The organism is Carnobacterium sp., assembly GCF_040274425.1.
This window is the reverse complement of record NZ_JBEMBC010000120.1, coordinates 1-5,248: the sequence shown is the minus strand read 5'-3', so window position 1 is coordinate 5,248 and position 5,248 is coordinate 1. Positions and strand designations below refer to the sequence as shown.

General features: G+C 35.8%; 5 protein-coding genes. 4 read left to right on the top strand and 1 reads right to left on the bottom strand.

Features of this window, described 5'->3' with window-relative positions; translation table 11 throughout:
• Positions 1-209: 209 nt before the first annotated feature.
• Together ABS911_RS14070 and ABS911_RS14065 are read left to right on the top strand one after the other, a co-directional pair.
• Positions 210-1,601, top strand: coding sequence for a hypothetical protein (locus tag ABS911_RS14070; protein ID WP_350468078.1), 1,392 nt, complete (start codon positions 210-212; stop codon positions 1,599-1,601).
• A gap of 145 nt (positions 1,602-1,746) precedes the next feature.
• Complete coding sequence (locus tag ABS911_RS14065) at positions 1,747-2,292, top strand: sigma-70 family RNA polymerase sigma factor (RefSeq protein WP_034536918.1); 546 nt, start codon at positions 1,747-1,749, stop codon at positions 2,290-2,292.
• Between the two features lie 41 nt (positions 2,293-2,333).
• Here the strand turns inward: ABS911_RS14065 and ABS911_RS14060 are convergent, their stop codons facing one another.
• Positions 2,334-3,266: a competence protein ComK gene (locus tag ABS911_RS14060; protein WP_350468077.1), complete on the bottom strand. Its 933-nt coding sequence runs from the start codon at positions 3,264-3,266 to the stop codon at positions 2,334-2,336.
• Positions 3,267-3,549: 283 nt separating this feature from the next.
• On the opposite strand from ABS911_RS14060, the gene ABS911_RS14055 reads away from it, so the two are divergent.
• Positions 3,550-4,434 carry a VOC family protein gene (locus ABS911_RS14055; RefSeq protein ID WP_350468076.1) on the top strand — a complete coding sequence of 295 codons (885 nt, stop codon included), beginning with the start codon at positions 3,550-3,552 and terminating at the stop codon, positions 4,432-4,434.
• Positions 4,435-4,488: 54 nt separating this feature from the next.
• Positions 4,489-5,010 (top strand): dihydrofolate reductase family protein, encoded by a 522-nt coding sequence (locus tag ABS911_RS14050; protein WP_350468075.1) that lies wholly within the window; start codon positions 4,489-4,491, stop codon positions 5,008-5,010.
• Positions 5,011-5,248: the final 238 nt, after the last annotated feature.

The following is a 5,248-nucleotide window of genomic DNA, read 5'->3' as shown; positions in this document are numbered from 1 at the left end:
CCGACGTCCACTTCGCGAACAATGCTCGATGGTCGATGACCATACTGCGCTTATTCGTTCCAGTGATTCGGGTCTAACCGCTTTTTGTCCCACTCTTTTTCTTTGTCTATTTGGTGTCAAATGTGTCAAAAAGATTGATTAACTTTTTGAATGCGTTAAACTAGCTAAGGGATCAAGAGACTACATAAAGAATGGAAGATACTTAAAAAATGAAAAAAAGGTTCGTGCAAATACTTTTAGTATTAGGTTTAATGCTACTGGTGAATTATGGCAACCAAACTGTTTGGGCTGCTCCGTCTGAAGAAATAGAAAGCACTCCAGCAATTGAAAATGAAAAAGAAGAAGCGGATACAGAAAATACACTTATTGTGAGTGACAAAGTGATTGTTGAACCAAAAAAAGCACGATTTGGAGAACAAGTGACTTTCAGCTTAACTCTTTTGGAAGAACCAGCTTTTGAAACGATTGTATTAAACTATTACTCGAATGAAACAAAAGCTGAAAAAGAAGTAACGTTAACTTATGATAGTGAAACACAGCGTTATACAGGTCAATTAGAAAGTGGCTCAACATCTGTCGGTCAATGGCAGTTGATACAAGCGATCGGGATGAATCAAGAGAGTGAACCACTCATTTTAGAAACGATTCCTTTAATGAATGAGGATCAAGAGCTAAAGCAAAGTGATTTTGAAGTTCTTGCGCACCCTTCTGCCTTACTGGATCTTTCCTCAATCAAAGTTGAACCAAAAGACGTTAAAGTTGGTGAGAAGCTCCAGTTTAGTTTAAAGACAAATGAAAATACAGTAGTGACCAATGGGGCTGTCGTTTTTCGCTCAACAGCTTCTATAGATGAAGAAGGCAATCATACGCAACTCACGCTTCAATTAAGGTATAACGAAGAAACGAAAGCTTATGAAGGTGAATCTTCCAGCTTCACCAATGAGATGATAGGTGAGTGGGTGATTGATTCTATTCAAGCCACAGATGGCAAAGGCAATCCGTTCATATTATACAATCAATTTGTAATCGAACACGATAGAGCGAACGTACAAGGCCAAATTGATGAACTGAAAAAACAACTAGCTGAAGCACAAAGTGTAGATGAATTGGATGAACTTGAACAACAAGAACAAATTAATCAATTAACTGAAAACATCCAGCAGTTGGAAAAATTAAAGGAAATTAAAGAGAAGTTACTTCAAGCCGATCTTTCACTTGGAGACTTTACAGTGGTAGAACAGCCGGTGGAAGAGAATCCTGAACCCATTAAGGAAGAAGTTCCAGTAAAGAATCAAGAAAAACAAGTAGGGAAAAATGATTCAGACCTTCCATTGGTAAAACCATTTACACCCAAGAAGCAAAAAGATGATTTATTAGAAACAAATGTGCTAGATAATGTGTTAAAAAAAGAACAGAAGCCAGACGATAATAGTGAAAAAAAGACAGCAGCAAATGAATCAATCCAATCAATGGAATCTTCGCCTAAAGCCGAAGAAAAAAACAGTCAAGAAGAGTCAGAATCGACGATCTTTTCCAATGGAACGTTGCTGATAGTAGTTGCGGCTTTTGTTCTGATCAATGGATTTATCTTTAAATTTTAAACCGAACTCTTTTGCCTTCAAATTTTCTGATAAAAGAAATTTTGAAGGTTTTTTTGTCGTGTTTGCTTCATTGCTGATTTTACACAAACTAAGTAAGCTATACGTGTACAAGGCCTTGTAACACCATTTGAAGGGTTTGAAACTAATGATTAGAACATTAAGCGAAGACAACGAAAGAGCTTTTTTCGATCAACATGCCGGAATCGTCCATGGAGTTTTGAAGAAATTAGGAGTAAGTCGAATGCACTCAGATTACGATGATTTTGTGCAGCAAGGTTTATTAAAGTTAGTAGAAGCTTATGAAGCCTTTCCGCAAGATCTGGAACATGCTGAATTTTTGTATCAGTTTACCGGATTTGCTTATAAAAAAGTACAGTGGCATATGCTCGATTTGTTAAGAAAACAGCAACGAAAGTGGGCAAATGAAATGTCTTGGCCAGAAGATCTAGAAAAAAATCAACCAGATACGCATGCACCTTTTGAACAATCTTACCAAGAAATGGATCTATTGAAAGAAATGCTGCCGTTATTAACCAAAAATGAACAAGCTTATTTATTAGACGCGGTCGTCTATCGTTTATCGGTTACAGAGATCGCAAAAAAACAAGGTGTTAGCCGCAAAACGGTCTACCAATGGAAGAAAAGAGTGGCGGAAAAGCTGTCCCACTTTTTACTTATTTTAAAAGACTGAAAAAAACGCTTAGACCAAATTTTTGGTCTAAGCGTTTTTGTTTAATCTTTAGGAAAGTATGGGTTGTTTGTTAGGGTACCTCTAAAATGATCTCTAACTTCATCAAGGTAAGGATTTTCTTCTCCCAGAACTTTAACGAGAATATCTTGTGCCTTGTAATTGGATAAAAAGACCATAACTTTATCTAATGAAAAAAAGACGGAAGTAAAAGTAGGGTTCTTCAGGCGTCTCTGGACAACATTTAGTTCTTCCGAAAAGTAAGGCGCAAGGGTATGACAGTAATTGCTGAGCAGTTCATCGACCACTGCATGCAGAAGATGCGTAAGGACAGCTGAACGCTCTACTTGATCATAAAAACTATGAGCTGAAACGATAAGCTGCAATTCATGATGATTTCTAAAGGTTACTTGCATACAATTTTCTTTTTTATCTTCAACAGCTGAGAGAATGTGGTGCAGTCCATACCAACTGGTTGAGTCATTGGCGGCTCCTTTTTCAGGCACAAATATTTCGTCACCAGAAACAAAAGGACAGCGGTGATGAAAGCCTAAACTTTTTCCAATATGCTGAATATAGGTGTAATCTAAGGGCTTTTGACTGAAGTATCGGTTCATGATGGTGCGTGATTCTTCTTTTGTTTTTAAAGGAGGCTCATCTAGTTGGAAAACGATCGTATTAAACGGTGTTTCTTGAACGTCTCGAATATCTTTTATGTAAAATGATTTTGCATTTAATAAGATATGTGTTTGCTCAAAAGCAATGGCGAGTGAAGAGGAAAGACTATGATCTGTAATGAATAATGGATCGATTGTATTTCGATACCAAGTCGTTTTATAAGAGTACTGTGATTCACAAACTTCGTCTAAATAATAAGCAGGTTTCTTTGAGGGTATGGTATCATTAAATTGAAAATAACCGTTTCGCCACTTGCTGTAATACGTTAGATATTGATTGCGTTCAAAATCTTCTTTCATTCTTCTGTCCCCATTCCATTAAGCTATTTGTTAAAAAACTAACATACTGATATTGTAATCGTTTTCATATCGTGCAGCACTTAGATTCTCATCTTTATAATTAAATTATTATCGTTTTTTAATTCCTTTCATTTAATTGTAATTTAAAATTGAAAACGATTTAAAATGGATAAGAAAGATATTTTTACAAATTTTTCTATGTGCCGTATACTCAATTAAACTAGATTGTCGCAAATGCAAAATTTGGTTGCTACATAACTATAGATACAAGGAGGCTTTATTTATGCAAAAAATTGTTCCTCATTTTTGGTATGACAAAGAGGCTGGAGAAGCAGCAGAACTCTACACGTCTTTATTCGAGCAATCTTCTATTGATAGTAAAACAAAAATTTATGATACTCCTTCAGGAACTGCGGAAACAGTAACGATGACAATTGCTGGCCAATCCTTTATGTCTATATCAGCTGGACCATTTTTTAAATTTACACCGTTGATATCCCTTCAAGTAATGTGCAGCACACTAGTAGAAGTCAATCGGTTATGGCAACAATTGTCAAAGGGCGGCAACGTTCTTATGCCACTGGAAGCCTATCCTTTTAGTGAAAAATATGGCTGGACAGAAGATAAATATGGTCTTTCATGGCAAATTATTTATTTGCCCGATCAACCCATAGCGCAAAAAATCACTCCTTCCATATTGTTTACAGACGAACAATATGGAAAAGCTAAAGCAGCCATGGAATTTTATACCTCTGTATTTCCTAATGCTGCGATTGATGGATTTGACTACTATGCTGAGGATGATCCGCAAGGGCAAGGCGGAAAAGTCCAATATGGCTTATTTAATCTTGAAGGACAAAATTTCGTCGCAATGGATAGCGGAATAACACATGATTATAAATTTAACGAATCCGTTTCGTTTATTGTAAACTGCGAAACACAAGAAGAAATCGATTACTATTGGGACAAACTATCTTATGTACCTGAAGCGGAGCAATGTGGATGGTTAAAGGATAAATTTGGTGTATCGTGGCAAATTGTCCCAGCTAATATGAATGAGTTGATGAGCACAAAAGATACGGAGCAACTGAATCGTGTAACACAGGCTTTTCTTAAAATGAAAAAATTTGATATCGCTGAATTAAAAAGAGCGACTGAAGAGGAATAATCATCCTAATTTAAAACATGAGATTAGATAGTGGTTAAAAAGGAGTTGGAACTAATGAGAAAAATCATTATGAATTTAGCAATGAGCCTAGATGGTTTTATCGCTAATGAAGATGGCAGCTTCGATTGGATAAAAGGATATGAGGACAGTTCATTAAACACAGATAATCCTTATAATTATGAAATGCTTTTAGAGGATATCGACATTGTAGTAATGGGAAAAAGATGCTATGAGCAAGATATGCATTTGGAATTTGCAGATAAAACGGTTTATGTAGCAACCCATTCGAGTATTTCTGATTACGACAACCTCAAGTTTTGCAACAGTAAAATCGTTGAAGTAATAAAAGAAGAACAGCAAAAACCAGGAAAAGATATTATGTTATTTGGCGGTGGTCAACTGATCAATGCATTTTTAAAAGCGGATTGCATTGATGAATACATTCTTGGGGTGATACCAGTGATTTTAGGAAAAGGCAGGCCTTTATTTTATGGCGGCCACCTTCCAATTGAACTTAAATTAGAAGAGTATATGATAGATAATGGAATTGTTATTTTAAGATATGTGAACAGGTGAAGTTAATGATATGAAAAGACATTCAAAAGAGTAATTGAATGTCTTTTTGCTGCGTTCATGTTAAAAGTTGAATGATGGAGCAAACAACTGCAAAAAAAGGAATCTGTTTGTCCCAAACAGGTTACCACTATGTATTTTAATAGCATTAGCACAAGGAGAATAAATGACTTGTTTAATCGGTTTAGAAAATAGGACCTTCCAATAATGGGTAAATTAGGTATAATAATGGGAATAGATT

Bases quoted from the DNA above. Each gene is read 5' to 3' on its own strand.
- ABS911_RS14050 (WP_350468075.1), top strand. From the start codon at position 4,489: ATGAGAAAAATCATTATGAATTTAGCAATGAGCCTAGATGGTTTTATC.
- ABS911_RS14055 (WP_350468076.1), top strand. From the start codon at position 3,550: ATGCAAAAAATTGTTCCTCATTTTTGGTATGACAAAGAGGCTGGAGAA.
- ABS911_RS14070 (WP_350468078.1), top strand. From the start codon at position 210: ATGAAAAAAAGGTTCGTGCAAATACTTTTAGTATTAGGTTTAATGCTA.
- ABS911_RS14060 (WP_350468077.1), bottom strand. From the start codon at position 3,266: ATGAAAGAAGATTTTGAACGCAATCAATATCTAACGTATTACAGCAAG.
- ABS911_RS14065 (WP_034536918.1), top strand. From the start codon at position 1,747: ATGATTAGAACATTAAGCGAAGACAACGAAAGAGCTTTTTTCGATCAA.